Origin of the sequence: Corynebacterium pseudotuberculosis, from assembly GCF_002155265.1 — a bacterium.
GTDB lineage: Bacteria > Actinomycetota > Actinomycetes > Mycobacteriales > Mycobacteriaceae > Corynebacterium > Corynebacterium pseudotuberculosis.
The window spans coordinates 403,305-427,187 of the sequence record NZ_CP021251.1; the positions used below are offsets into that span (position 1 = coordinate 403,305).

Annotated in this window: 25 protein-coding genes; 22 read left to right on the top strand and 3 right to left on the bottom strand. The window is 52.9% G+C overall.

Features of this window, described 5'->3' with window-relative positions; all coding sequences use genetic code 11:
* Positions 1-40 precede the first annotated feature (40 nt).
* The 10 genes from CpATCC19410_RS01995 to CpATCC19410_RS02045 all read left to right on the top strand — a co-directional run bounded on the left by CpATCC19410_RS01995 (position 41) and on the right by CpATCC19410_RS02045 (position 7,628).
* A complete protein-coding gene (locus CpATCC19410_RS01995) occupies positions 41-781 on the top strand; it encodes a L,D-transpeptidase (protein ID WP_014400991.1) in 741 nt (246 codons plus the stop codon).
* A 297-nt stretch (positions 782-1,078) separates the two neighbouring features.
* Positions 1,079-1,297 (top strand): translation initiation factor IF-1, encoded by a 219-nt coding sequence (gene infA, locus CpATCC19410_RS02005; RefSeq protein WP_013241245.1) that lies wholly within the window; start codon positions 1,079-1,081, stop codon positions 1,295-1,297.
* Positions 1,298-1,490: 193 nt separating this feature from the next.
* On the top strand, positions 1,491-1,859 hold the full coding sequence (gene rpsM, locus CpATCC19410_RS02010) for a 30S ribosomal protein S13 (RefSeq protein ID WP_013910826.1): 369 nt from the start codon (positions 1,491-1,493) through the stop codon (positions 1,857-1,859).
* 3 nt (positions 1,860-1,862) lie between these two features.
* Positions 1,863-2,267 (top strand): 30S ribosomal protein S11, encoded by a 405-nt coding sequence (rpsK, locus tag CpATCC19410_RS02015; protein WP_013241247.1) that lies wholly within the window; start codon positions 1,863-1,865, stop codon positions 2,265-2,267.
* 23 nt (positions 2,268-2,290) lie between these two features.
* Entirely contained in the window at positions 2,291-2,896 is a 606-nt protein-coding gene (gene rpsD / locus CpATCC19410_RS02020; protein WP_013241248.1) for a 30S ribosomal protein S4, read from the top strand.
* Between the two features lie 139 nt (positions 2,897-3,035).
* On the top strand, positions 3,036-4,052 hold the full coding sequence (locus CpATCC19410_RS02025; protein ID WP_013241249.1) for a DNA-directed RNA polymerase subunit alpha: 1,017 nt from the start codon (positions 3,036-3,038) through the stop codon (positions 4,050-4,052).
* A 75-nt stretch (positions 4,053-4,127) separates the two neighbouring features.
* Positions 4,128-4,613, top strand: coding sequence for a 50S ribosomal protein L17 (gene rplQ / locus CpATCC19410_RS02030; RefSeq protein ID WP_013241250.1), 486 nt, complete (start codon positions 4,128-4,130; stop codon positions 4,611-4,613).
* A 215-nt stretch (positions 4,614-4,828) separates the two neighbouring features.
* A complete protein-coding gene (gene truA, locus CpATCC19410_RS02035; protein WP_013241251.1) occupies positions 4,829-5,704 on the top strand; it encodes a tRNA pseudouridine(38-40) synthase TruA in 876 nt (291 codons plus the stop codon).
* Positions 5,705-5,762: 58 nt separating this feature from the next.
* Complete coding sequence (gene eccB / locus CpATCC19410_RS02040) at positions 5,763-7,121, top strand: type VII secretion protein EccB (RefSeq protein ID WP_014400994.1); 1,359 nt, start codon at positions 5,763-5,765, stop codon at positions 7,119-7,121.
* Positions 7,122-7,205: 84 nt separating this feature from the next.
* Entirely contained in the window at positions 7,206-7,628 is a 423-nt protein-coding gene (locus CpATCC19410_RS02045; protein ID WP_013241253.1) for a TIGR02611 family protein, read from the top strand.
* 20 nt (positions 7,629-7,648) lie between these two features.
* Here the strand turns inward: CpATCC19410_RS02045 and mycP are convergent, their stop codons facing one another.
* Positions 7,649-8,827, bottom strand: a complete 1,179-nt coding sequence (mycP, locus tag CpATCC19410_RS02050; protein WP_014522348.1) for a type VII secretion-associated serine protease mycosin — start codon at positions 8,825-8,827, stop codon at positions 7,649-7,651.
* Positions 8,828-8,829: 2 nt separating this feature from the next.
* Positions 8,830-10,266: a type VII secretion integral membrane protein EccD gene (gene eccD, locus CpATCC19410_RS02055; protein ID WP_014522349.1), complete on the bottom strand. Its 1,437-nt coding sequence runs from the start codon at positions 10,264-10,266 to the stop codon at positions 8,830-8,832.
* Positions 10,267-10,412: 146 nt separating this feature from the next.
* Between eccD and CpATCC19410_RS02060 the strand changes: the two genes are divergently transcribed.
* From CpATCC19410_RS02060 to CpATCC19410_RS02105, 10 genes are all read left to right on the top strand, one after another.
* A complete protein-coding gene (locus CpATCC19410_RS02060; RefSeq protein WP_014522350.1) occupies positions 10,413-14,264 on the top strand; it encodes a type VII secretion protein EccC in 3,852 nt (1,283 codons plus the stop codon).
* Complete coding sequence (locus CpATCC19410_RS02065; RefSeq protein ID WP_014400997.1) at positions 14,257-15,312, top strand: type VII secretion-associated protein; 1,056 nt, start codon at positions 14,257-14,259, stop codon at positions 15,310-15,312. The genes CpATCC19410_RS02060 and CpATCC19410_RS02065 overlap by 8 nt, the downstream gene beginning before the upstream one ends.
* Before the next feature lie 146 nt (positions 15,313-15,458).
* Positions 15,459-15,776 (top strand): WXG100 family type VII secretion target, encoded by a 318-nt coding sequence (locus CpATCC19410_RS02070; RefSeq protein WP_014400998.1) that lies wholly within the window; start codon positions 15,459-15,461, stop codon positions 15,774-15,776.
* Positions 15,777-15,800: 24 nt separating this feature from the next.
* Positions 15,801-16,082, top strand: a complete 282-nt coding sequence (locus CpATCC19410_RS02075; RefSeq protein WP_013241259.1) for a WXG100 family type VII secretion target — start codon at positions 15,801-15,803, stop codon at positions 16,080-16,082.
* Positions 16,083-16,414: 332 nt separating this feature from the next.
* Positions 16,415-16,858 carry a 50S ribosomal protein L13 gene (rplM, locus tag CpATCC19410_RS02080; RefSeq protein WP_013241260.1) on the top strand — a complete coding sequence of 148 codons (444 nt, stop codon included), beginning with the start codon at positions 16,415-16,417 and terminating at the stop codon, positions 16,856-16,858.
* On the top strand, positions 16,855-17,388 hold the full coding sequence (gene rpsI, locus CpATCC19410_RS02085) for a 30S ribosomal protein S9 (RefSeq protein ID WP_013241261.1): 534 nt from the start codon (positions 16,855-16,857) through the stop codon (positions 17,386-17,388). Before rplM ends, rpsI begins: the two co-directional genes overlap by 4 nt.
* 197 nt (positions 17,389-17,585) lie before the next feature.
* Complete coding sequence (glmM, locus tag CpATCC19410_RS02090) at positions 17,586-18,929, top strand: phosphoglucosamine mutase (protein ID WP_013241262.1); 1,344 nt, start codon at positions 17,586-17,588, stop codon at positions 18,927-18,929.
* Positions 18,930-18,999: 70 nt separating this feature from the next.
* Complete coding sequence (locus CpATCC19410_RS02095) at positions 19,000-19,299, top strand: hypothetical protein (RefSeq protein ID WP_013241263.1); 300 nt, start codon at positions 19,000-19,002, stop codon at positions 19,297-19,299.
* A gap of 34 nt (positions 19,300-19,333) precedes the next feature.
* Positions 19,334-20,476 carry a hypothetical protein gene (locus tag CpATCC19410_RS02100; protein WP_014400999.1) on the top strand — a complete coding sequence of 381 codons (1,143 nt, stop codon included), beginning with the start codon at positions 19,334-19,336 and terminating at the stop codon, positions 20,474-20,476.
* Entirely contained in the window at positions 20,470-20,775 is a 306-nt protein-coding gene (locus CpATCC19410_RS02105; RefSeq protein ID WP_013241266.1) for a hypothetical protein, read from the top strand. The genes CpATCC19410_RS02100 and CpATCC19410_RS02105 overlap by 7 nt, the downstream gene beginning before the upstream one ends.
* 49 nt (positions 20,776-20,824) lie before the next feature.
* On the opposite strand, the gene CpATCC19410_RS02110 is transcribed toward CpATCC19410_RS02105, so the two are convergent.
* Positions 20,825-21,667, bottom strand: a complete 843-nt coding sequence (locus CpATCC19410_RS02110) for a dienelactone hydrolase family protein (RefSeq protein ID WP_013241267.1) — start codon at positions 21,665-21,667, stop codon at positions 20,825-20,827.
* A 155-nt stretch (positions 21,668-21,822) separates the two neighbouring features.
* Here CpATCC19410_RS02110 and alr point away from each other — a divergent pair, with 155 nt between their 5' ends.
* Together alr and tsaE are read left to right on the top strand one after the other, a co-directional pair.
* Positions 21,823-22,935: an alanine racemase gene (gene alr, locus CpATCC19410_RS02115; protein ID WP_014401000.1), complete on the top strand. Its 1,113-nt coding sequence runs from the start codon at positions 21,823-21,825 to the stop codon at positions 22,933-22,935.
* 151 nt (positions 22,936-23,086) lie between these two features.
* Entirely contained in the window at positions 23,087-23,581 is a 495-nt protein-coding gene (gene tsaE, locus CpATCC19410_RS02120) for a tRNA (adenosine(37)-N6)-threonylcarbamoyltransferase complex ATPase subunit type 1 TsaE (RefSeq protein WP_014300484.1), read from the top strand.
* Positions 23,582-23,883: the final 302 nt, after the last annotated feature.

Below are 23,883 nucleotides of genomic sequence, written 5' to 3' on the forward strand. Positions count from 1 at the left end.
GGTTCCTAAGTTTTTGCTCAGTCGGGATATAGTGGTCAGCATGTCTTATAAGCCGCGTCATGCGAAGCAGTCCGTGGCCCGTCGTCGTATTGCGGCGATGGTTGGAACTGCAGCAACTTCCGCAGCTCTTCTGGTGAGCCAGGCTGCCACTTCTTCCGCACAGGACTTTGGGTCGAGCAATCTCAGTAGCTCTTTTGATCAGCAGCTGCAAAATATTGGTCGACAGACTCGTGACGGAGCTTGGGATTTACGTAATAACTTGCGGGCGCAGGCTGATGCAGGTTTGCCTGTCGACGCAGCTGCTGCGGTGAAACAGTCCGTTGACAATGCTGTTAACTTTGCCTTCCCGGGTCTGATCCAAGAGCGGACTGCACCGCCGGTTGTGCCAGCTCCTGCTCCGGCCCCTGTTCCCACCCCTCCGGCTTTTGATACCGGTTCCTGCCCAGCTTTTGCTCGTGCCTGCATTGACTTGGCGGGGCAGCGTTCATGGCTGCAGAATAATGGACAGGTCTCTTATGGTGCGGTGCCAATTTCTAGCGGACGTGTGGGACATGAGACCCCCAAGGGCGTTTTCTACGTTAACCGCAAGATCAAGGATGAAATCTCTCGAGAATTCAACAATGCACCGATGCCATTTTCCGTGTATTTCACTCATAACGGCATCGCCTTCCATGAGGGGAGCCCACAGGTGCCTTCGCATGGCTGCATTCACCTAAACCATAAAGATGCAGTGACCTTCTTTAATCAGCTGCAAGTTGGAGACGTTGTATACGTGTATTAATCAGCACGTATTTTTATGGCTCATGGAAACAGGCCACGGCATCGCGAGACGATGTCCGTGGCCTTTTCTTGTAGGGGTGGTGGGGGAGTGTGGACAAGTTAAAAGCCATACTGAATGGTGGCGCTGATAAAGAGCTTGGAAAAACTTGGTTTCTCGGGTGGGGTGCTGTACTGTTGTTCGTTGGTGTATTGCCAAAAGGTGAAACACCTGTAATAAGCAGTGATTATGCGGCATCGAACGATGAGCCGGTTGGGTTTTCAACCGATTCTCGGTATTGATGTCAGGAATGTGGAGGCTATGGCTAAGGAAGGCGCAATCGAGGTTGAGGGTCGTATCATCGAGCCTTTGCCCAACGCAATGTTCCGCGTCGAACTCGATAACGGACACAAAGTGCTTGCACATATCAGTGGCAAAATGCGTCAGCACTATATCCGTATCCTCCCTGAGGACCGCGTAGTCGTGGAACTTTCTCCTTACGACTTGAACCGTGGTCGCATCGTTTACCGCTATAAATAACTCGACTTAGTCGTTTATTTCTTTTGAAGCCTCCATGCTTCACTGATGTTTCGGCATCACCCACACCTTTGGCCGCGGTGGCCAAAGCCTTGCGCATCTCATCCCATCGTCCGGCATCCGTCCGGGCAAAGTGATGTTTGGTAAGGACGAGCATGGAGAAAACCACCGTAACAACCGGAAAGGTACTGCCCTTATGGCACGTCTAGCTGGAGTTGACCTTCCGCGCAACAAGCGCATGGAGGTTGCACTCACTTACATCTACGGTATCGGCCCTGCCCGTGCCGCCCAGCTGCTCAAGGAGACCGGCATCTCCCCGGACCTGCGCACTGACAACCTCACTGATGAGCAGGTTTCTGCTCTCCGTGACGTTATCGAAGCAACCTGGAAGGTCGAGGGTGACCTCCGCCGTCAGGTTCAGGCCGACATTCGTCGCAAGATCGAAATCGGCTGCTACCAGGGTCTGCGCCACCGTCGTGGCCTGCCCGTCCGTGGCCAGCGCACCAAGACCAACGCACGTACGCGTAAGGGTCCGAAGAAGACGATCGCCGGAAAGAAGAAGTAATTCATGCCTCCTAAGACTCGCAGCACGGCTCGCCGCACTGGTCGTCGTGTAGTTAAAAAGAACGTGGCTCAGGGCCACGCATACATCAAGTCCACCTTCAACAACACCATCGTTTCCATCACGGATCCTTCCGGTGCTGTCATCGCATGGGCATCCTCCGGCCACGTCGGTTTCAAGGGTTCCCGTAAGTCCACTCCGTTCGCAGCTCAGCTCGCTGCTGAGAACGCTGCTCGCAAGGCAATGGACCACGGCATGAAGAAGGTTGACGTGTTCGTTAAAGGCCCAGGTTCGGGTCGCGAAACCGCTATCCGCTCTCTTCAGGCTGCCGGCCTTGAGGTGACCTCCATCTCTGATGTCACCCCTCAGCCGTTCAACGGCTGCCGCCCACCGAAGCGTCGTCGCGTTTAATAGGAAAGGAAAGGTAACTTACAATGGCTCGTTATACCGGCCCAGCAACCCGTAAGTCCCGCCGCCTCCGCGTCGACCTCGTCGGCGGAGACATGGCATTCGAGCGTCGCCCCTACCCTCCGGGACAGGCTGGCCGCGCACGTATCAAAGAGTCTGAGTACTTGCTTCAGCTGCAGGAGAAGCAGAAGGCTCGCTTCACCTACGGTGTTATGGAGAAGCAGTTCCGTCGCTACTACGCAGAGGCTAACCGTCTTCCCGGCAAGACCGGCGACAACCTGGTTATCCTGCTCGAGGCTCGCCTCGACAACGTTGTGTACCGCGCAGGTCTCGCACGTACGCGCCGTCAGGCACGTCAGCTCGTTTCCCACGGACACTTCACTGTGAACGGCAAGAAGATCAACGTTCCTTCCTACAAGGTTTCTCAGTACGACATCATCGATGTTCGTGAGAAGTCTCGTAAGATGATCTGGTTCGAAGAGGCTCAGGAGAACCTCCTCGACGCAGTTGTGCCAGCATGGCTGCAGGTCGTTCCGTCCACCCTGCGCATTCTCGTACACCAGTTGCCAGAGCGCGCTCAGATCGACGTTCCGCTGCAAGAGCAGCTCATCGTCGAGTTCTACTCGAAGTAATTTTCTGTTCTCCTGCTTTCGTGGATTCCACACAACGGGATCTATGGAGCAGGACGCGACAGGAATCTTCTTTAAGTCCTTTCATCCTTTCCGCCTATAGACGTCAAATAGCGGTCGTCACTCACAGGAGAGTTCTTAAATGCTCATTTCCCAGCGCCCCACCCTCACCGAGGAATACGTTGATTCCGCTCGTTCGCGCTTCATTATTGAACCGCTTGAGCCAGGTTTCGGTTACACCCTTGGTAACTCGCTGCGTCGCACCCTGCTTTCGTCCATTCCGGGCGCTGCAGTGACCAGCGTGAAGATCGACGGTGTTCTTCACGAGTTCACCACGATCAACGGTGTGAAAGAAGATGTCTCTGACATCATCCTGAACATCAAGGGTTTGGTTCTGTCTTCTGACTCTGATGAGCCAGTTGTCATGTACCTCCGTAAGGAAGGCGCTGGCGTTGTATCTGCTGGCGACATTGAGCCACCAGCAGGCGTGGAGATCCACAACCCGGACCTTCATATCGCAACTCTGAATGAGCAGGGCCGTCTTGATATCGAGATGATTGTTGAGCGTGGCCGCGGTTACGTTCCAGCTTCTCTCTACGCAGGCACCAATGAGATCGGTCGCATCCCTGTTGACCAGATCTATTCCCCGGTGCTCAAGGTGAGCTACAAGGTCGAAGCTACTCGTGTTGAGCAGCGCACCGACTTTGACAAGCTGATCATCGACGTTGAGACCAAGAACTCTATTGCTCCGAGTGACGCTCTCGCGTCTGCTGGCAAGACCCTGGTTGAGCTGTTTGGCCTCGCACGCGAGCTGAACACCGCTGCTGAAGGCATCGAGATCGGCCCTTCCCCGCAAGAGACCGAATATATCGCTGCTTATAGCATGCCGATCGAGGATCTGAACTTCTCCGTTCGTTCGTACAACTGCCTGAAGCGTCAAGAGATCCACACCGTTGGTGAGCTCGCAGAGTGCACCGAGTCGGATCTGTTGGATATCCGTAACTTTGGTCAGAAGTCGATCAACGAGGTCAAGATTAAACTCGCTGGCTTGGGTCTGTTCCTGAAGGATTCTCCTGAAGACTTTGATCCCACCCAACTTGAGGGCTACGACGCCGCTACCGGCGACTACGTGGACACGGATCTGGAAGATTCCGAGTAAGAAGCCCAGTAGGGGCCTGGTTCTTGCAACCAAGGTCCCAAGCGCTCAATAAAACTTGTACACGAGGAGTACACAATGCCTACCCCTAAGAAGGGCGCCCGTCTCGGCGGTTCCGCAAGCCACCAGAAGCACATTCTGTCAAACCTTGCGGCACAGCTTTTCGAGCACGGCGCTATCAAGACCACCGATGCTAAGGCTAAGCTCCTGCGTCCTTACGCAGAGAAGCTGATCACCAAGGCTAAGAAGGGCTCTGTTGCGGATCGTCGCAACGTGCTCAAAGCAGTTCCCAACAAGGACGTCGTTGCATACCTATTCAACGAGTTGGCTCCGAAGTTTGAGAACCGTGAGGGTGGCTACACCCGCATCATCAAGCTCGAGAACCGCAAGGGTGACAACGCTCCTATGAGCCAGATCTCCCTCGTTCTTGAGGAGACTGTTTCTGCAGAGGCAAGCCGCGCAACCCGCGCAGCTGCTTCCAAGGAAGCTGAGAAGATAGAGGAGCCAGCAGCTGAAGAGGCTGTTGCAGAGACCTCCACCGACGAGGCTGCAGAAGAGAAGTAGTCTTAAAGGGCTGTAACGCCTGGACATAAAACGTCCCTCATCGCCGATAAGAGCAGATGAGGGACGTTTTGCTATGGGGATAGAAACCATATGTGTGCTCTTTGTTAAATTAGAATGCGCCCGGTTCCGCGTTGATGGAACGCGCGAGGTTGAGGTGGGCGTCGAAAAGCAAAAGCAAGCACTGCTTCAGCATCCTTCGTGGAGGAATAACAAAAATGGAGACCAATCAGCCAACTGTGCGTATCCGCCTCGATTTGGCCTACGATGGCACGCATTTTCATGGGTGGGCGCGCCAAGGAACCTCCCAGTTGCGCACGGTGCAGCGGGTGCTTGAAGATTCGCTTGAACTTATTCTGAGACACCCGATTCAGCTGACCGTGGCTGGACGCACTGATGCCGGAGTCCATGCCGCGGGGCAGGTGGCCCACTTTGACGTGCCGGCCATTGCTCTGGACACGCGAAGCATCGACGGTGATCCGCGAAACCTGGTACGCCGCCTGGCACGTTTGCTTCCCGAGGACGTACGAGTCCATGCTTGTACGCTAGCTCCGGAAGGATTTGACGCGCGCTTTTCTGCTTTACGACGCCACTACGTCTACCGCCTTACCACCCATCCACGAGGTGCTCTTCCTACTCGCGCAACAGATACAGCGCACTGGCCTAAACGGATCGATATAGATGCGATGCAAGCGGCGGCAGACGTTCTCATTGGTTTGCATGATTTTGCTGCCTTTTGTAAACACCGAGAAGGTGCCACAACGATCCGCGACCTGCAAGAATTCACATGGCATGACGTCTCCACCTCGCTCGAACCGCAGCTTTATGAAGCCCATGTGACGGCCGATGCCTTCTGCTGGTCCATGGTTCGGTCACTTGTTGGCAGTTGTCTAGTCATAGGAGAAGGAAAACGGCCGGAGGGATTCGTCGATTCCTTGCTCACGGAAACCTCCCGATCCTCCCAAGTCCCAGTTGCTCCAGCCAAAGGGCTAAGCCTTGTTGGAGTCGATTATCCCGTGGACAGCGAATTGCTTGCTCGCGCAAACACGACCCGTGCAGTGCGCACTGCTGAGGACATTTCAGGGAACCTCTAAAGCCCCCGCATCCGTCTAAGTAGATGGCCCATTTAAGGGGCTGTCTAGTCAATTTCCTATGCGCATGAGGACGGATGACATGGCCAAAAGAATAACAACACCCCACGAGGATGTAAGACAACGCAAAGGTATCGCCCCCGCAACAAAAGCCCAGGTATCAGGGCATAGGTTTCTTGTTCGTCGTGCAGAGTTAGGACTCTTGCTTGGCGACGTCCGGATGATCCACGACCCGCTAGGAAGGCTGCGTCGAGCCATTGCGTTTGGGCTCAGCGCGGTAGGTCTTGTGGCCTTAGGAGCAGGCGCTTTAGCGCTTTTTAGTCCGAACCCCGATCCCGGCGACGCGCGCATTCTCTCTTCACAACGAGGCGACCTCTTTGTGCGCGTTGGCGAACAACTCCACCCGGTAACCAATCTGACCTCGGCGCGGCTGGCGGTGGAGGAAGCCGCGACACCAGTAAAAGCTGGTGATTCCGTGCTTGGGAGTAAACACATAGCGGTCCCCATCGGCATCGCGGATGCACCCAGCATCTTTAACAACACCTCTGATACAGAGCCTGTCTGGCAAATTTGTACATCTACGCCTGGACCAACGGAGTCGCATTCCCCACGGACGACTTTCCTTATCAACCACACCACGCCCTTTGAACAAACCCCACAATTAGAGGCGGACGAGGCTCTTTTGGCAACAAGCCACATGGGTGACGTGGTTGTAACCGCTGCAAACAGGCGGCTTCTTCCTCCAGCGGAGACACCTGAGGGAAGGAGCATCCGCCGGAGGCTTGGCATTGGCTTTGAAACTCCTCGGTGGCACCCAGAGGCAGATGTGTTGGCGATTATTCCAGAGGCGCCCCAGTTTCACCTCCCCGTGGGGAATCTGGAACTTTTTGTAGCTGATGGAGAATATTGGTTAAAAAATGACTCGGGGGTGGTTCGCATTACTTCTTTGCAAAAGGACATCCTCACAGATTTAGGTTGGGAACTTAAAACTGTCTCGAAAACAGAGATGACAGCGCTACCTGACATAGATCTTCACATAGCTTTTCCCGATAAGCCGTTACGTTGGCAAGATTCTGATAAAGCACATACCTGCATATCGGTGTCTTTTACCCAAACGGACACGGAACCGAGTACGTCTGTGGGTATCACAAATTCCGCTGCTACTTTTGCGTCTGCAGTCGAACTTTCGGGAGAATCCGTGGCGACACATTTTGTAGGAGGCGGAGGGGCCGTAGCTGTAGAAACAGGAGCCGGGGTACATCTCATATCCGAACATGGACTGCGCCATCAATTGGCGCATAATGCCGTTTTAGAACATTTGGGTATACAGAAGGTACGGCGTGCATCATGGTTTCTACTTCGCTTGCTGCCGGCAGGAACTACGCTGAGCAAAGAAGCAGCATTAACGCCGCTCTACTAGCGTGTAGACTTCCTTTCGAGTCTGAATAATTCTGGAGGACTGTACACGTTTTTGTTATCACGCCGCAAGGGGAAAGGAACGCGCATGAGCTCGATGCGTGACGCAGTTGCGGACAAGCTTGCCCAAATCAATCAACATTATGAGAACCTCAAGCGCCATCGTTTTGGGTTTCTTGTGCGTCCGACTGTTCTCATCCTTGGATGGATAGTTGTGATCGTGGGGATTATAACTATTCCCTTTCCCGGCCCTGGGTGGCTTACAGTGTTTGTGGGAATTGGGATCCTGTCTTTGGAGCTCCATTGGGCAAGCGGCCTTTTAGCATGGGGCGTGAAGCTCTATGATCGCTTCTTTTCTTGGTATCGTGTACAGCCTAAAAAGACATGCTACTCCCTGATCGCAGGCACTATAGTGGCTGCTTGGATTGCTGGCATCGCAATTGTTTTGGTGTTATGGAAGTTGGGATTTGTGCCATTTTTAGATCCCCTATTGCCTATACTGATCGGTTAATTTTCCAGGTGTCATCCTGGCTAGGGACGCACCCGCGAAAGTAACAGCGCTGTGGCAGTGAAGGTTATGAGCAGCAAGGACGTCATAATGATGGCAATCATTCGCCCCTGCGTCCCATACTGGCTTGGCTGTGTAACTGTCACGAGCGATGGGTGTGATGGTGGAGAATCCCTTGGAAAAACCTGCGTAACAGCTAACTCAGGATCAATAGCACCGGTCATTGGATCGACGCTGTGATAGAGCAGCGCCCTGATATCAGCAGCAGTAGCCTGCGGATAACGTTCCCGGAGCAAGGAAGCAGTACCTGCTACAACAGGCGCTGCGAAGCTAGTCCCCTCAAAAGGAACAATCTCGCGATCTTTGTGGGTGCCCTGAGATAAAACATCACCTTCGTGCGATAGCGCCGCTGCTACGTGTCCCGAGGCACTGAGCATTGGGTGTGGGGACGGCAAGGAATATTGCGTAGGAAGGCCATTGCTGTGCAAGGCAGAGACCGCCAGCACCCTATCCAAATGAGCTGGGTAGACATGATCGCCTGGTTCACATGAAGAAGAACTGGCATTACCTGCGGCAGAAACCACAACTACGTTCGCATTTTCAGCTCGATCGAGGGCTGTATGTAAATCGGAAAGATCTACTACGGTATCTCGACGCACGCACGACACCACGGAGATGTTGATCACGTGCGCGCCATGGTCGATGGCTGCATGGATACTCTGGGCCAAGGTAGAGAGATTTCCACTAGCAGTAGGTGCCGCACCCGGGGAATAGTTGTGTCGTGCGCTCATCTGTTTGACAGAAATGATGGTTGCGGCAGGAGCTATCCCGATTACTCCATCGGGACCATCACGTGTCGCAATAATTCCGGCAACAGTGGTTCCATGAGCATCACAATCGTAGAGGCCAGTGCGGCGCATGCCGTCGTTGATAAAGCTTCCCCCATCTTCTACCGGGCCAAGACGTGGATGCGGAGAGACACCGGTATCTATTATCGCGACTCGTATACCAGCGCCGGTGGCGTAGCGGTGAGCGCGTCGAAACTTTTGAGAAGCGGCAGCTTGATTGTGGATATTTTCTGTTGATGCATGAGCTGCTTGAACACAGGATCTTTCTTGGGCATATCCCAATGGACAGAAAACTATTCCAAGACTAATGATGAACAGTGCGCAAGTCAGTCTGGAAAATCGAAGTATTGGCATAGCTATCCCAGTCCTCGAATGAGCGAAAAGACTCCTATGAGTTGGCACGATAACGGGAATACCGCAGCAAGAGCCAACGCCTCACATCTGCCGATCCATAGTGCAGTGACCGGCGTGAAGCGGGGGAGGAGCTTGGCCCAAAGGGAAGCCGTTAGCGCGCACAGCGAGACTGATAAAGACACGATCGCCAGCCAATGAGTGGACACATCGATAGCTAGGGACAACCCGATAATTCCGCCGAGAGCAATGAGCCATAGCATCCATACCGACACCCCAGTCGCATGACGATGCGAATGCGCTGCGGAGCAGATAATGACGCAAACACAAAGCCCACAGGCATACCCGTTGCCGTTTGATAGGTAACCAATAACTAATAATGCCGTAGTGGCGCTTGCCGACGCCCCCATCAATATGCCCTCCATCAACAAGAGGGACTTTCTGGCCAGGTATTTGAGGTGTTCGGCTGAGATCTGTGAGTAGGCTACGCTAAGATCTTCGCCCGCGCTGGGGAGACGAGGAACCTGAACACCAGCTAATTTGACTGCCAGAGTCGGGGCCAAGACTACTGCGGTAAGCGAGCAAACAATGACTGCGCTAGCGGCTCCCAGGAACCAACCATGTGGTTGCGACTCGGGTGATTGATAAAGCAACCCCACCGCAGCCACGGGAGAAGCTGATAGAGCACAAGAGATAATCGCGCTGAGGCATCGTAAGTGGCCGAGGGGCTTTTCATCGAATGGCGTAGTGGCGCGAGAGGGGCGTCGAAAAGCAAACAAGTGCAGTGAAACAGAGCTGGCTATCGACGCGAAATTGGCTGCTAAGACTGCGGCCGCAATGTCAGGCGCTCTGGCTTCTGACACCGGGAAGTCCACGACAAAGAAAAATGCTGCACAAGCGCAAAAAGCTGCGAATGTTACCAACACCAAGGCGTTGCGGGTCCATAGATAAGCGAGTGCAGCTAAGCAGCACAGAATCAGCCATCGGAACTCAGGCAGGCCAATTGAATTCATGCGCATGATGAGGCAAGCACACCCCACGATCCCTAAGAGTTCTGTGGCAGCAGCAATACCTCGTGGGGGAAGAGAACTCTTGCTGCTGTGCGCGAGAGTTTCCGCAGAATCGCGCACAACAGGTGCTTTCGAGGCTTGTCGCGGTCTCAGAAGGACAACCGCACCGTCGGGGAGCCCCGTAGTGTGAAGGGGATCGGAGGCGTCGATACGCAATCCAGAAGCCGTAATGGATTGCCACGGTGTAGTCCCCACCTCTACTCCTGCGAGCGACAAAATATCCGGGATTACCTCTACCAATGCGGAAGACCTCGGGACGGAAATATCTACATTGACGCATGCAGCAGGTGACGCGCAATCCTCAGAGAGATCAGTGGACTCATCTCTTGAGAGCTCAATACGAAAATGAAGCCGAATATCTTGATCTATCAAAGAAACCCCCCTCTTTTGGTACCCCCTACCAACTACTGTCCATCCTGACCTATGATCGCTTCAGTGTCTAGCCCAAGGGGGAACTTCGGGTGGAGCACAAAGGGGAATCTGGGAAGTAACATTTCCACGCGTACGCAAGGGGGAAAATGGTGGGGACCAATGTATCCACTATTCAGAAAAACGATGATGCGAAGCTCTCTGAACAGCAGTTTTTGTTCAAAGGAGAATCCTCTTGTGCCTCTGCAACACCACAGAAGAACGAGTCCAACAATAAGGCTGACCGCGGGATAATCCCACAACTCAGTGAGGACGAAAGGTTACCCGCGCCGCCGCTTCCAACAGGAAGTTTAAAACCGGAACCCGTTCCAGAAGCTGCGCGTGCGCAACCTGTTCCCCTGCTCAAGATGCTCATGCCGCTAGCCATGGTGGTAGCGGTCATAGCAATGGTGGGACTGCTTGTTATCTCGGGTGGGGCGCTGAACCCGATGATGCTCACGCTGCCGCTCATGATGGGGATGTCTTTGCTCATGATGTTTTCCCCCGCGCCGGGAGAAGATACAGCTGAGATGCGCCGAACATATCTACGGCACCTGGTGGCATTGCGTGAAAAAGCAATAGAAAACGCTGATGCGCAGCGCGCACACGAGTTATACCGGCATCCTTTGACTTGCGAGCTGTGGTCGATAGTCGGAACCGAATGGATGTGGGAGAGACTTGGGGATGCTTCTGACGCCTTAGAAGTACGCATTGGCACAGGAAGTACCGCGTTATGCACGCCGTTTGAGATATCAGATTCGGGTGCTACAGAAGATCTGGATCCGGTGTGTGCGGTATCTCTGCGTTCTATGGTTCAGTCTTTGAGCTCCGTCCACGACATGCCGCTGATCATACAGCTCCAGGCGTTTCGCGTTATCAATATTTTAGGAGACGCTGCACCTGATTTAGCTCGTGCCATCGCAGCCCAGCTGTGTTTTTATCATGGTCCTGAGGCCGTGGGAATAGGTCTGGTTGCAAGGACGGAAACAGCGAGTGTTTATCCAGATGCTGAGGAGAGTTGGGCTTTTATCAAATGGCTTCCGCATCACCGAGAACCACAAAACGCACAACATAAAATTTTCATTGTGGACTGCGCAGGTGCGAAAACCTCCGAACTAGACGTACTTGATATAGGAAGCTGGGACGTGATCATCGCAGTTAACGCGCATCCAAGCTCCGATTTAGGTGTGTGGGCTGAAGAGGAAGGAATTGTATTACAAGCAGATTCTAACCTTGGCGTAATCACAGAAAATGGGTTTGAAAGTATTGGCACTCCTGAAAGTTTGAGTAACAGCGGGGCGTTGCTCCTTGCACGGCTTCTCACCAGATACAAAAGGGCAGAATCTGAGAACACGGCCTCCTCTGACCTGCGTGCCCTCTTAAAGCTTCATAGCCTAGAAGGCCAGCTTGATGTGGGTTCTTTGTGGGAGCATTGGAATACTAAAAGCGCGAAGAACCGACGATTGAGCATTCCTTTTGGCCTTAACGCATCGGGAAAACCTGTGGTGCTTGATATTAAGGAATCTGCACACGGCGGAATGGGGCCGCATGGTCTTTGCCTAGGTTCCACAGGTAGCGGAAAATCTGAGCTCTTGCGGACGCTAGTTGTGGGGCTTGCTGCTACGCATAGCCCGGAGGACCTCAATTTTGTACTTGTAGATTTCAAAGGTGGCGCCACTTTTTTAGGGTTAGACCAGTTGCCGCATACCTCTGCGGTGATCACTAACTTGGCGCAGGAAACTGTCCTTGTAGAACGAATGCATGATGCGATCTCGGGGGAGATGAATCGACGCCAAGAGATGCTCCGTCAAGCCGGAAACTTTAGCAACGTTAGTGAATACACTGCAGCGAGGCAGCATAGACAAGAGCTACCGCCAATGCCGGCGCTACTTATCATCGTTGATGAGTTTTCGGAGTTATTAGGGCAGCACCCTGATTTTGCTGATCTTTTTGTGGCAGTGGGTCGTTTGGGTCGTTCTTTACACATACATCTGCTGCTAGCTAGTCAACGGCTTGATGAGGGAAGGCTGCGAGGCCTGGACTCCCACTTGAGTTATCGAATCGGATTAAAGACGTTCTCTGCAGCAGAATCCCGTCAAATACTGGGAGTTCCTGATGCACACGAGCTACCCAACCAGCCGGGCGTCGGTTTCCTTTCCACCGGAGCAGGGGAACTACAACGCTTCAGGGCGTCCTATGTGTCCGGTCCTATGCAGAATCTTGACGCTGAGAACAACAGGAGCCGCACAGTGCGGTTGTGGACTGGTTGGGAAGATCCTGAACCACAGTCAGAAAGAACACCCCAAAATATCCATGCCAAGGGGAAGACGCTTGTTGACGCTATCGTGTCAGCTAGTGTGCACGCTGCAGCACAGCAACAATTAAGGGCGCATCGTATATGGCTTCCGCCGCTCCCAAAAACTATAAGTTTAAGTTCTTTGGCGCCCAATCAGGCATTCTTAACTGCATCAGTAGGGGTTATTGATCGTCCCTATCTACAGCGCCAGGACTCTTTGATAATGAATTTTCTTGGTCAAAGCGGACATGCCGCACTATGCGGCGGTCCGCAAACTGGGAAGAGCAATGCGTTGCACACCATCATGGCTTCGTTGGCTATCGCACATTCCACGCATGACCTCAGGTTTTATGTATTGGATCTGGCTGGAACAAGTCTGGCCGCAACGGTAGCGTTGCCCCACGTAGCTGGGGTTGCACACCGAACTGAAGTAGAAAAGGTGCGAAGAATCGTAGATGAGGTTGTGTCCTTTATTGATGCTCCTGAAGAACGCCACACTTTTCTGGTAATCGATGGATGGCATGTGGTGGGACAGAACTTTGAAGACTTGCTTGAACCTCTCGCTCGCATAGCCTCCGACGGGCTATCCGCACATGTTCATTTGCTGATCTCCACCCCGCGATGGACCGCTCTGCGCCCAGAGATCCGAGACCTGATACCGCAGAGAATTGAACTAAAACTAGCCGAGTCTTTGGATTCTCTCATTGATAGGAAGGCACAGAGCAAACTTCCTCTTGCCGCTGGCCGGGGTCTGAACACAGATAAAGAGCATATACTTTTTGCGTTTTCTACTCCGCAGGACTTAGAACAAGCGGCGTTAGCCTCTGCACGCAGAGGAGACAGCGTTGTACCTAAACTCAAAATGCTTCCTTCTCTCGTATGCGTTTCAGAATTGACCGCAGGCTTGGAAAAGCAGGAAATCCCTTTTGGTATAGGTGGCAAAAATCTGAGCCCATTAACCTGGAAATTCCAGCATTCGAGTCATCTCCTGTGCGTAGGAAATCAAGGTTGTGGGAAGAGCACTTTGATGCGCGCAATAACCACAGGCATCGAAGCTATGGGGAAAGAGCACGCTCGTATTGTGATGATTGATCATCGACGGGCGCACCTTGGAGCGATACATGAGGATATGCTTGCGGCGTATTCTGCAACTTCTCAGGACACTGAAAGACTGATAAGCGATGTGATCGTGACGCTTCGTTCGCGGTTGCCTAACTCGGACGTGACCGCGGAACAACTAAAAAATCGTTCGTGGTGGTGTGGCCCTGACATATTTTTGCTTATCGACGATCTAGATATCCTCCCCGACGGTTGTTTATATCCGCTGCTTGAGCTTCTTCCACACTCAAAAGATATTGGTTTGCACGTGGTGGTCTGCAGAAAACTTGGAGGTATGCAGCGAGCTTTGTATCAACCATTTCTCGCAGAGCTAAGAGATCAACAACCTACGGTTATCATTCTCGACGGCGACAGGGACGAAGGTCCTATCTTTGGGGTAAGGCCTAGCCAATGGCCTCCGGGACGCGGAATTTTGGTGGAACGCGGTAGCAATATGGGAGTCTTCCAGATCGCTGTTGCGGGTACCTGCTCGACTACTCAGCCAGACGGTCCACAGGAGGCTGGGAGTGCAAGGGCGAATGGTTGTGGGGAAGAAGAGCATGTCTAAATCACACGATCTGGTGATTACTGTTTTGGATACTGCAACAGTTTTTGAAGGGACAGAAGAAGCATTTCGTTATGATCTCACTGGTGCCGGGATCGTGGAGGGGTGGGCTATTGAAAAAATCATCGAGCAGGCTAAGCAGCTGTTGCCCCAGTGGCCTGCAGTAACAATCCACATCACTGCGGAATCAAAGATTAAAGAGATTCTTACAGAGTGTGTATTGGAACACGGAGCGGCGGTGACGTCGGTAGCGGCTGAGGAGATTTCTTATATCAAAAATGACCCGATGGAAGGTGAGCGCCTTGCGTATATGCGGGAACCGCAGTTAGGCGAACCACAATTAGATAAGGAAACAAAAGGTGTGAGGAGAAAAACCGGCCGCGCGAGAACCTCAGTTTTCAGACGTATCGCGGGGACGGAGAAACTGCACCCTCTTCATGGCGTGCTCGTCGTACTTGTTGTAGTCGTGGCCGCGGTTTCATGGTGGGCGATGGGAAAAGGCCTTAAGAATCCCTCTATCGGAGCATCGGCGGCGCACATTGCGGAGGATCGAGAGTTAGTCGATAAACCTCAGAACGCACACACTGAGGTAACACCAATTCCGACGACGAGTGCTTACCCACCTCCCAGCAATGATGTGATGTTGCACCATGCTCGTATCCAGGTGAGTTTACCTAGCAGTTATCACTTGTCAGAAAAAGAAGGAATGAATGGCATGGTGATAGCTGCCGGCGATGATCCAGACCTGCGGATCTTGTTGTCTATAGATCCCATGGGGTCAGCAGACATAGATGCCGTATATGCAGAGCTAGAAACTATGATTACTCATGATCCCACCTTGACTAAAGGGCAAGCTCTGGGGGTGACTAAACCAACACGTTTGGTGGCATATGAAGAACGTCCCGGTGACGGATCCTATGCACGCTGGTGGTCCTGGGTGGATAACGGGCACATATATTCCGTGGGATGCCACAGCAAGCGGATGTCCACTATTCCTCAGCGAGCAGTATGCCGCAAGGCAGTAGAGAGCATGTCACTGCGTAGTTTCTGATGGCGGGTATGGGAAGAAAATGTGATGGTGAAAAAGATTAAAAAGGGAACCGAAAGAGGAGACGTTACGTCTAAAAGATCAAGGCTGATGTAACAGCCGATGGAAACCCCGCGTAGGGGAAACACACAATTTATGGGGGAGGGATTATGTCCGGTCAATTTAGAACGGAAGCGGACGTGATGGTGGCTACTGCCAGTCGCGTTGATAACACCAATGCTGAGGTGCAGTCGGAACTTGCTCGATTGCGGGGGATCGTCGATGGGGTTCGAGGCTCTTGGGCAGGATCTGCTCAGGCAAGTTTTGACAACTTGATGCAGCGCTGGGACGCGTCGGCAGGCAAACTTCGCATGGCGCTGCAGTCTATTTCAGACAACATCCGTAGTAATGCGACTTCATTTGATCAAACCGAGGCTGATAACAAAGCAGCTTTCGCCTCCGTGGGGGCGCAGGGGCTTACTCTATAACGAATATTTAAGGGGACGATATACATGATTAAGTATGGATTCGCGGCTATTGAAGGCGCGGCGGGGGATATCCAATCTACGTCGGTTCGGATTAGCTCTTTACTTGAAGAGCTCAAGGCGGGTATCCGGCCGATGGTAAGCACCTGGGAGGGAGATTCCGCTTTGGCCTATCAAGAAGCCCAATCCCAGTGGGATCAGGCAGCGTATGAACTCAATACAATTTTGTCTACTATTTCTCAGACGGTTCGAGCTGGCAATGAGAGAATGAGCGAAATAAATAGAGTCGCCGCTGCTTCGTGGGGATAACTCGATGTTGAGCTCAGATAGTGGGTCCGCAGCTGATCGCAAAGAAAACCAAGGCAGGCTGTGATAGCTACGGAGTGGAAGAATGGGCGCTTCTCCTACTGTCGTCGAGCTGGGGCATACGGCATCTTATGCGGCCAGTCGTATGCCCCCTTTGTATTTCTCAATAAAGTTGTCTAGACCTCATAATTCGCGTAATGTTAAACGCCTGTGTGTTCAGAGCTCCGTTAATGCGGTGCAGCAGTGCACGATCGGGTCACCACCGGCCGCCGTTCGTGATTTCCTCTTGAATAACACCTGGCTGGCAGTTCTAGACAGACTTAAAGGAGTCATCAGTGTCTACTTACCACCCGAAGAGCGGTGACATCACCCGTAAGTGGTACGTCATCGACGCCACTGACGTGGTCTTGGGTCGTCTTGCTACACACGCAGCTGATTTGTTGCGCGGTAAGGGCAAGCCTCAGTTCGCACCGAACGTTGACTGCGGTGATCACGTGATCGTTATCAACGCTGACAAAGTTCACATTTCCTCCAACAAGCGCGAGCGCGAGATGCGCTACCGTCACTCCGGTTACCCGGGTGGTCTGAAGACCATGACGCTGGGACGCTCTCTTGAGGTTCACCCAGAGCGCGTGATCGAGGAATCCATCCGTGGCATGATGCCGCATAACCGTCTTTCCCGTGCTTCTGTAAAGAAGCTTCACGTGTTTGCAGGTTCTGAGCACCCATACGCTGCTCAGAAGCCCGAAACCTACGAGATCAAGCAGGTGGCCCAGTGAGCGATCAGAACGTAACCGAGAACTTCGAGGCAGATGCAGCGGATATCGCCGCAGCAGTAGCAGCTTCTGAAGAATTCACCAACACCATTGGTGATGTTGTTGCACCTGAGGCTGAGGTTGAAACCGCAGCTCCAGTTCTGCACGAAGGTCCGATCCAGACTGTTGGTCGTCGTAAGCGTGCCATCGTCCGCGTCCGCATGGTTGAGGGCTCCGGCCAGTTCACCTGCAACGGCCGCACCTTGGAGGAGTACTTCCCGAATAAGCTGCACCAGCAGCTGATCAAGGCTCCTCTGGCGCTCATCGATCGCGATGGCCAGTTTGATATCCAGGCTACCCTCACCGGTGGCGGCCCGACCGGCCAGGCGGGCGCATTCCGTTTGGCTATTGCTCGTGCACTCAATGTCTACAACCCGGCAGATCGCGCAGCCCTGAAGAAGGCTGGCTTCCTGACCCGTGACGCACGTGCTGTCGAGCGTAAGAAGGCTGGTCTGCACAAGGCACGTCGTGCCCCGCAGTACTCCAAGCGTTAATCTTTTTTCGCTGGCTCAAGCCGCTTCACCTTTGTGGTGGGGCGGCTTTCGCCGTTTATGTACTCGTGTGCCGTAGGAGCTAATCGCGCGTATCCGTCGAATGGTAGTGGACAGGGAAAGTCCACTGTAGGAAAAGCTTTGGAGCGCTTAGGGAGCCAACTATAAGAACATAATGCTAGGCGTGCATAATAGAACGCATGACTCGACTCTTTGGAACTGATGGTGTCCGCGGCCTTGCCAATAAAAAGCTTACGGCTTCTCTAGCGTTGAAATTGGGGGCTGCAGCTGCCGAGGTATTGACCAAAGACAACCGTAGCGGTAGCCGGCGTCCAGTTGCCGTGGTCGGTCGTGACCCTCGCGCATCTGGTGAGATGCTGGCAGCAGCTTTATCTGCTGGAATGGCGAGTCGGGGAGTGGACGTGCTTAGGGTGGGAGTTTTACCGACCCCAGCGGTCGCGTATCTGACAGATTTTTATGGTGCGGATATGGGGGTTGTTATCTCTGCCAGCCATAACCCTATGCCGGATAATGGCATAAAGTTCTTCTCCAAAGGTGGGCATAAGCTTCCGGACTCGGTGGAAGACGAGATAGAGATGATGATGGAGACCATCTCAGATGGTGGACCCACTGGGCATGGCATTGGGCGGGTGATAGAAGAAGCCGTAGATGCGCAAGAGAGCTATCTGAAGCATTTGAAAGGCGCGATCCAGCAATCGCTTGAGGGGATTACGGTGGTCGTTGACTGCGCCAATGGCGCGGCAAGTGAGGTGGCTCCGCTGGCTTACTCCACAGCGGGGGCCAACGTCATTGCTATCCATAATCACCCCAACGCCTACAACATCAACGATAACTGTGGATCCACTCATATAGACCAGGTAATCGCAGCGGTAAAGGAACACGGAGCGGACCTCGGTCTGGCCCACGACGGCGATGCTGACCGTTGTTTAGCAGTTGATGCTGAGGGTAACGTTGTGGATGGTGATCAAATTATGGCCATCCTCGCGCTTGCCATGAAAGAGAATGGTGAGCTGCGTAAATCCACGCTTGTGGCTACCGTGATGAGTAACCTTGGCCTGCGTCTTGCAATGAAAGAATCCGGTATCAATCTCATAACTACTCAAGTCGGCGACCGCTATGTGCTTGAGGCGCTCAATGCTGGTGGTTATAGCCTGGGAGGCGAACAATCAGGCCATATCGTGTTGCCAGATCATGGGACAACTGGTGATGGAACGTTGACAGGGCTATCGCTCATGGCGCGCATGGCTGAGACAGGGTTGTCTCTTAAAGTACTTGCCGGTGCAATGGCAGTTTTGCCGCAAGTCCTTATTAATGTCCCAGTTTCTGACAAGACCATAATCATGGAGCATCCAGAAGTGATAGCGGCGCTAGAGCAAGCTACCGACGCGCTCGGTGAAACTGGACGCGTATTGTTGCGAGCCTCTGGCACGGAAGAACTTTTCCGCGTCATGGTAGAAGCAGCCGAGGAAGAGACGGCTCGTCGAATAGCTGGTGAACTAGCCGCATTAGTAGCAAAAATTTAATGTTGGAACCGCTGGTCCCCTTTCATACGTCTAAGCCTTATAAGCAAGATGACGTTTGGAGGGGGATTTTGTGTTTGATGTGCTCATTGAGCCGACTACTGCAGTGCGGATCATTAAAGGCTTTATTAGGGAACTCGATAGCCAGGAACGCAAGCATGGCCAACCCCCAGAGTTTGATCCGGAGGCATTGGGAAAAGCATTTGCACACCACGGGGAAAAGATTTCTGAGGCATTGTGGCTGATACATCGTAGTAATGGAACGCGGCTGCAGCGGCTTAATGCGGGAGTAACTAAAGCATTGGCTGATACGCAGAAGCTTATCGACGCCGACCTCATGCATTCTGCGAGTCTCAAGGCCAGCGGGGAATAACAATGGGATTCTTTTGCATAGTAGGTGGGGGCTAATGGCTAAGCCTGATCTTAGACAGTATGAAAGAGCAATTACTATGCTCCGAATGGTTTCAGAAGGAACCTATTCCGGTCCTTTAGTGAGCAGCTCAGAGGTGGAGCAAGCGGCGTCGAGCACAGAGGGGCTTAACACCAAGGCCCTGCGTCAAGCGGCTATTGGGGCAGTGGGAAAAACAAACTTTTCCGCCAAGAACAAGCTATGGCCTGTGCTGTTCAACGTGGTAAAGCAATTTGCGATGACACTCATTGCCAGCGGGATTGCAGAGCTTGCAATGACATGGTTGGGAGGGCTGAGCGGAGCTAAAAACCTTGCTCAGGAGGCCAATCAAGCAGGGGACGCTATAGATGAGGTCGATGCGCACGCTAATAAGGCTATAACTACCGTTTTGTCCCAGTTAACGGTGGCCATTGAAAGGTTGGCTGAGCAGATAGGGACCATAGATAAAAAGGAAGATCCGAACGGTTTTCTTCATTGTGTTCAAGCCGGGGCTGATTGCATAGATTCCGCAGCCAAAACCATAACCTTAACTTGCCGAGACCGAGACAAGGCCATTGAGGCGTGTTATTCCCAGCTGGGGGCGTCGTTAAGCAAAGAATGCGGAAGACAAGACGCTCAGAAGGCTTCCGGTGCCGTTAAGGGGCAGGGGATAACGGTGATGGCGCAGGCAGAGTCCATTTTGTTGGGAACCTTTGCAGCGTCTACAGAAGAGCAGATGAGTGAGCCAGCGTCACAGCCTTGTGCACAGGAGAAAAGTATGGAAAAGACGCGAGAGCTGAAGGCAGAAGCCCTGGCGAGACATACGATGCACGGGGAAACCAATGAGGGGCTGTGTGGCGTCCTAGGAATATTCGGGGTGGGAGTCGCGCTTATAGGGCTTAGTCTGATCGTTGAGGCGGTCTGTGGAGGCTTAGACAGCGATGTTGGATGCGAAGAGAAGGCCCCGGATAATCCTGAAAAGCCAGAACCAGAGCCTGCTCCACCACCGCGGACGGAAGAGCCTACCAAGATATCAAAGGTGCCTCCACCAGCTGTAGAACAGGCTGAAGGATTTGATAAACAGAAGTTCATGCCTAAGCAGCAGGAATGCGTGCCACAAGAAAATAAGGGAGTAACGATCAAGAAAGCCGGTGCATGGTGAACGCTGAAGAGGAGTTTCAACGGCGCGTTGAGAATCTAGAAAAGCAACGGCAAGCGGCTGTTAATAATTATGCGGATTTTGCCAAGGAATTTCGCGCAACCGTAGCCAGACGAATGGAAGAATTTGAACGCGAGTTAAAAAAGTCGCAGGAGATCGTGGAGAAAGCCCGTCAGCGTGGGGAGGCTCGTGCGGCAGAAAAATTCCGGAGTGATCGGATTGATAACGCGAGCTCGTTACGGGGTATGGCTCCCGATCGCGGAAGGCGTGGTCGTGTGAAAAGCGTATTGCGTCGAGTATGAAAAGAAGCCTCTCGGAGTGAGAGGCTTCTTGCATTATGAGAGTGTGGCTTTAGATTGATTCTGGTTCAGCGGAGATAAGGGCGCGCTTTTCTAGTGCGTCACCCCAATAAGAAGTTATCTTTTTAGATTCTGCCTCAGGTTGGGAGAACGCCGAGTACTTGTTTTCATTGGTGAGACGGTGGAGCAAGAAGCCGGTGACAAGTCCACGGATTTTTTCACGTGAGGTGGCCTTAGAGCGTCCCTGTCCTGTGACAAGTTTGAAAAAGGTATCTTCGGTGATTGCGTTATGGGAAGTCCCATCGATTTCTCTATAAGCGACCTCTCCCTTCCAATGCGCTGCGAGTTTAGCAGCGTTACCGTAATCGAAGAGGGCGTTATCTTCAGTACCTAATATCAGACCGGGGGCCTCCACGTTGCCTGAAGCCAGTTCAGCCGAAGGTGTGGTTTGTGAAGGATAGAGAGCAGCTATGGCAGCTAATTGTGGGCGGTTGACTGCCGCTAAAACAGCTGCACCAGCGCCCATTCCGTGTCCGACGATTCCGAGGCGGCCAGGAGCTACCGTGATGTTGCCGCTACCAAGCTTCACCCCCGTGAGGATCTGCAAGCTTGTTTCTATGTCTGCAGCAAAACCGCGGTGGTTTGGTGAGAATCCCTTTTCCGTGTTGGGTGCTGCCACGACAAAACCCCAGCTGGCAAGATGCCTCAGAGTTGCGTGGTAAACGGATATATCCTTCAACCAATCGTGGGCAAACACAATGGCGGGAAGCCCATTGCCCTCAGCCGGAGTATAAATTTTCCCTGGTAAACCTGCGTAATCGAGGTCACCAACGAGAACGCGATGCCGGCCGCGCTTGGATAGGGTCGCTAGATGTTTTGAGAATTTATCAGCCACATTTTCCAAGGATAGTGGAAATTAGTATTTGTTATGGCTGAAAAGGTGCGCCACTGGGTTTGCGATAAGGCATTTTGGGGGAGTTTGCTGAGAAAATCCCTGAAAAGTAGAGGTAGTTATTCGTGGGGAAAATAACAGTGGCACAATGATTCACCATGAACTTGCTCGAGGCCCGTATCGATTTGGCCGCCATCGCACACAACACCCGTCTGATTAAAGATAAAGCTGCGGCACAAGGTGCGCAGCTGATGTGCGTGGTAAAAGCCGATGGGTATAACCATGGCGCCGTGGAAGTGGCCACAGTGATGGAAGAAAATGGCGCGGATCAGTTTGGTGTAGCGACTATCGGGGAGGGCCTTGCGCTAAGGGAGGGTGGGATAGAATCGTCGATTCTTTCCTGGATTTGGTCGCCGGAGCAAGACCTCGGGGCGGCGATTACTGCAGAAATTGATCTGGCTGCGATCTCGCTTGAGCATGTTAAGGCGTTGGTGCGGGCGTCGGAAAGCTATGGCAAAAAACCTGTACGTGTCACCGTAAAAGTAGACACTGGCCTGCATCGTTCTGGTGTGGATAAGCAGGATTGGAGAGAGTCTTTCTGCATGCTGCGTGATGCCGAGAATATTCAGGTCACAGGGGTGTTCAGCCACTTTTCTAGTGCAGATGAATCGGATTCTACAGAGACAGAACAGCAGGAGAGGGCTTTTCTCAACGCGATTGAACTCGGGCGCTCGCTGGGCTTGGAGCTTCCTGTCAATCACATTGCTAATTCGCCTGCAACGCTGAACCGGCCAGATTTATATTTTGATATGGTTCGTCCTGGCCTGGCCCTTTACGGACACGAACCGATTCCTGGAGAATCTCATGGTCTACGTGAGGCGATGTCTTGGGTTGGGCGAGTAACGGTGGTAAAACCAATCGCCAGGGGAGAAGGGACTAGTTATGGTCTCACGTGGCGTGCAGAGCAGGACGGATACCTCTGTGTTGTTCCTGTTGGATACGCCGATGGGTTGCCGCGCTCTGCGCAAGGACATTTAGAAATCACGATTGGTGGACGAAGGTATCCGCAAGTGGGTCGCGTGTGTATGGATCAGATCGTGGTGGCTTTAGGCGAGAACCCTTATGGTGTGGCTCAAGGCGATGAGGCAGTCATTCTCGGTCCGACGGGCATGACCGCCACGGAGCTCGCCACAGCAATGGGGACAATCAACTATGAACTCGTGTGTCGTCCTTGCGGGCGCACCGTGCGAGTATTTGAGCACAGCGATTAATACGGGGGCATCGACGGCGCGATAAAAATGCAATGATGTCGCGTGACCCGATGTCGCGTGACCCCCGAAAATCCCCCTAAAACTGGGAATACGAGCAATATAGGATGAAAAACACGTCGACTTCCCTAGTGTCAGAGGAGACACACTAAGTATGAGAGATTCTTTTCCTTCCAGCGGCGAGCGCCGCCTTGAGCTTCCTGCTGACACTCAGGCTTTGGCAGAGCAGCTGGGGGCTGCTTTGGAACCGGGAGACGTGCTTATTTTGGACGGGCCCCTTGGAGCTGGCAAGACCACCTTCACCCAAGGGCTAGCCAAAGGACTCCAGGTCAAAGGGCGTATTACCTCGCCTACTTTTGTTATTGCCCGCGAGCATAAGTCTCTTATAGGGGGACCCACGCTCATTCATGTTGATGCGTACAGACTTATCGACGAAACCGCGGGGGCCGCTGATCCCATTGGCGCATTGGACTCTTTGGATTTGGAGACAGAACTCGAAGATGCCGTGGTGGTAGCAGAGTGGGGAGGGGATCTTGTAGAACAGATTTCTGACTCCTACCTGCGGATATCCATCGATCGAACCACAGCCCATATGGAAAATCCCGATTCAGAGGCCCGGATCATCCGCTGGGAAAAGATAGTTTCTTAACCGCATCAATCGTTGATTGATTTGCGTATTACCAGTTCAACGGGGTTCTTTCTTTAGCTCTTCGGATTTCTTATAGACCCTCAACAGGATGCAGCACGGGGCTCGGCTCATCACATTAGACATGTTGTGACCGAGGCGTCTGATCACAGCCGACAAACAGTGTGACGGAATTGTGTTTTTAGATAACCCATATAACAATGTTGTCTGTTCACGAGCAGAAACCATGCACCTGGAAAAATCCGTGGTCTTGCGCAGACATGACGGATCCGAGTGAATCCCCGTGTACAAGAATGCTGAGGTTA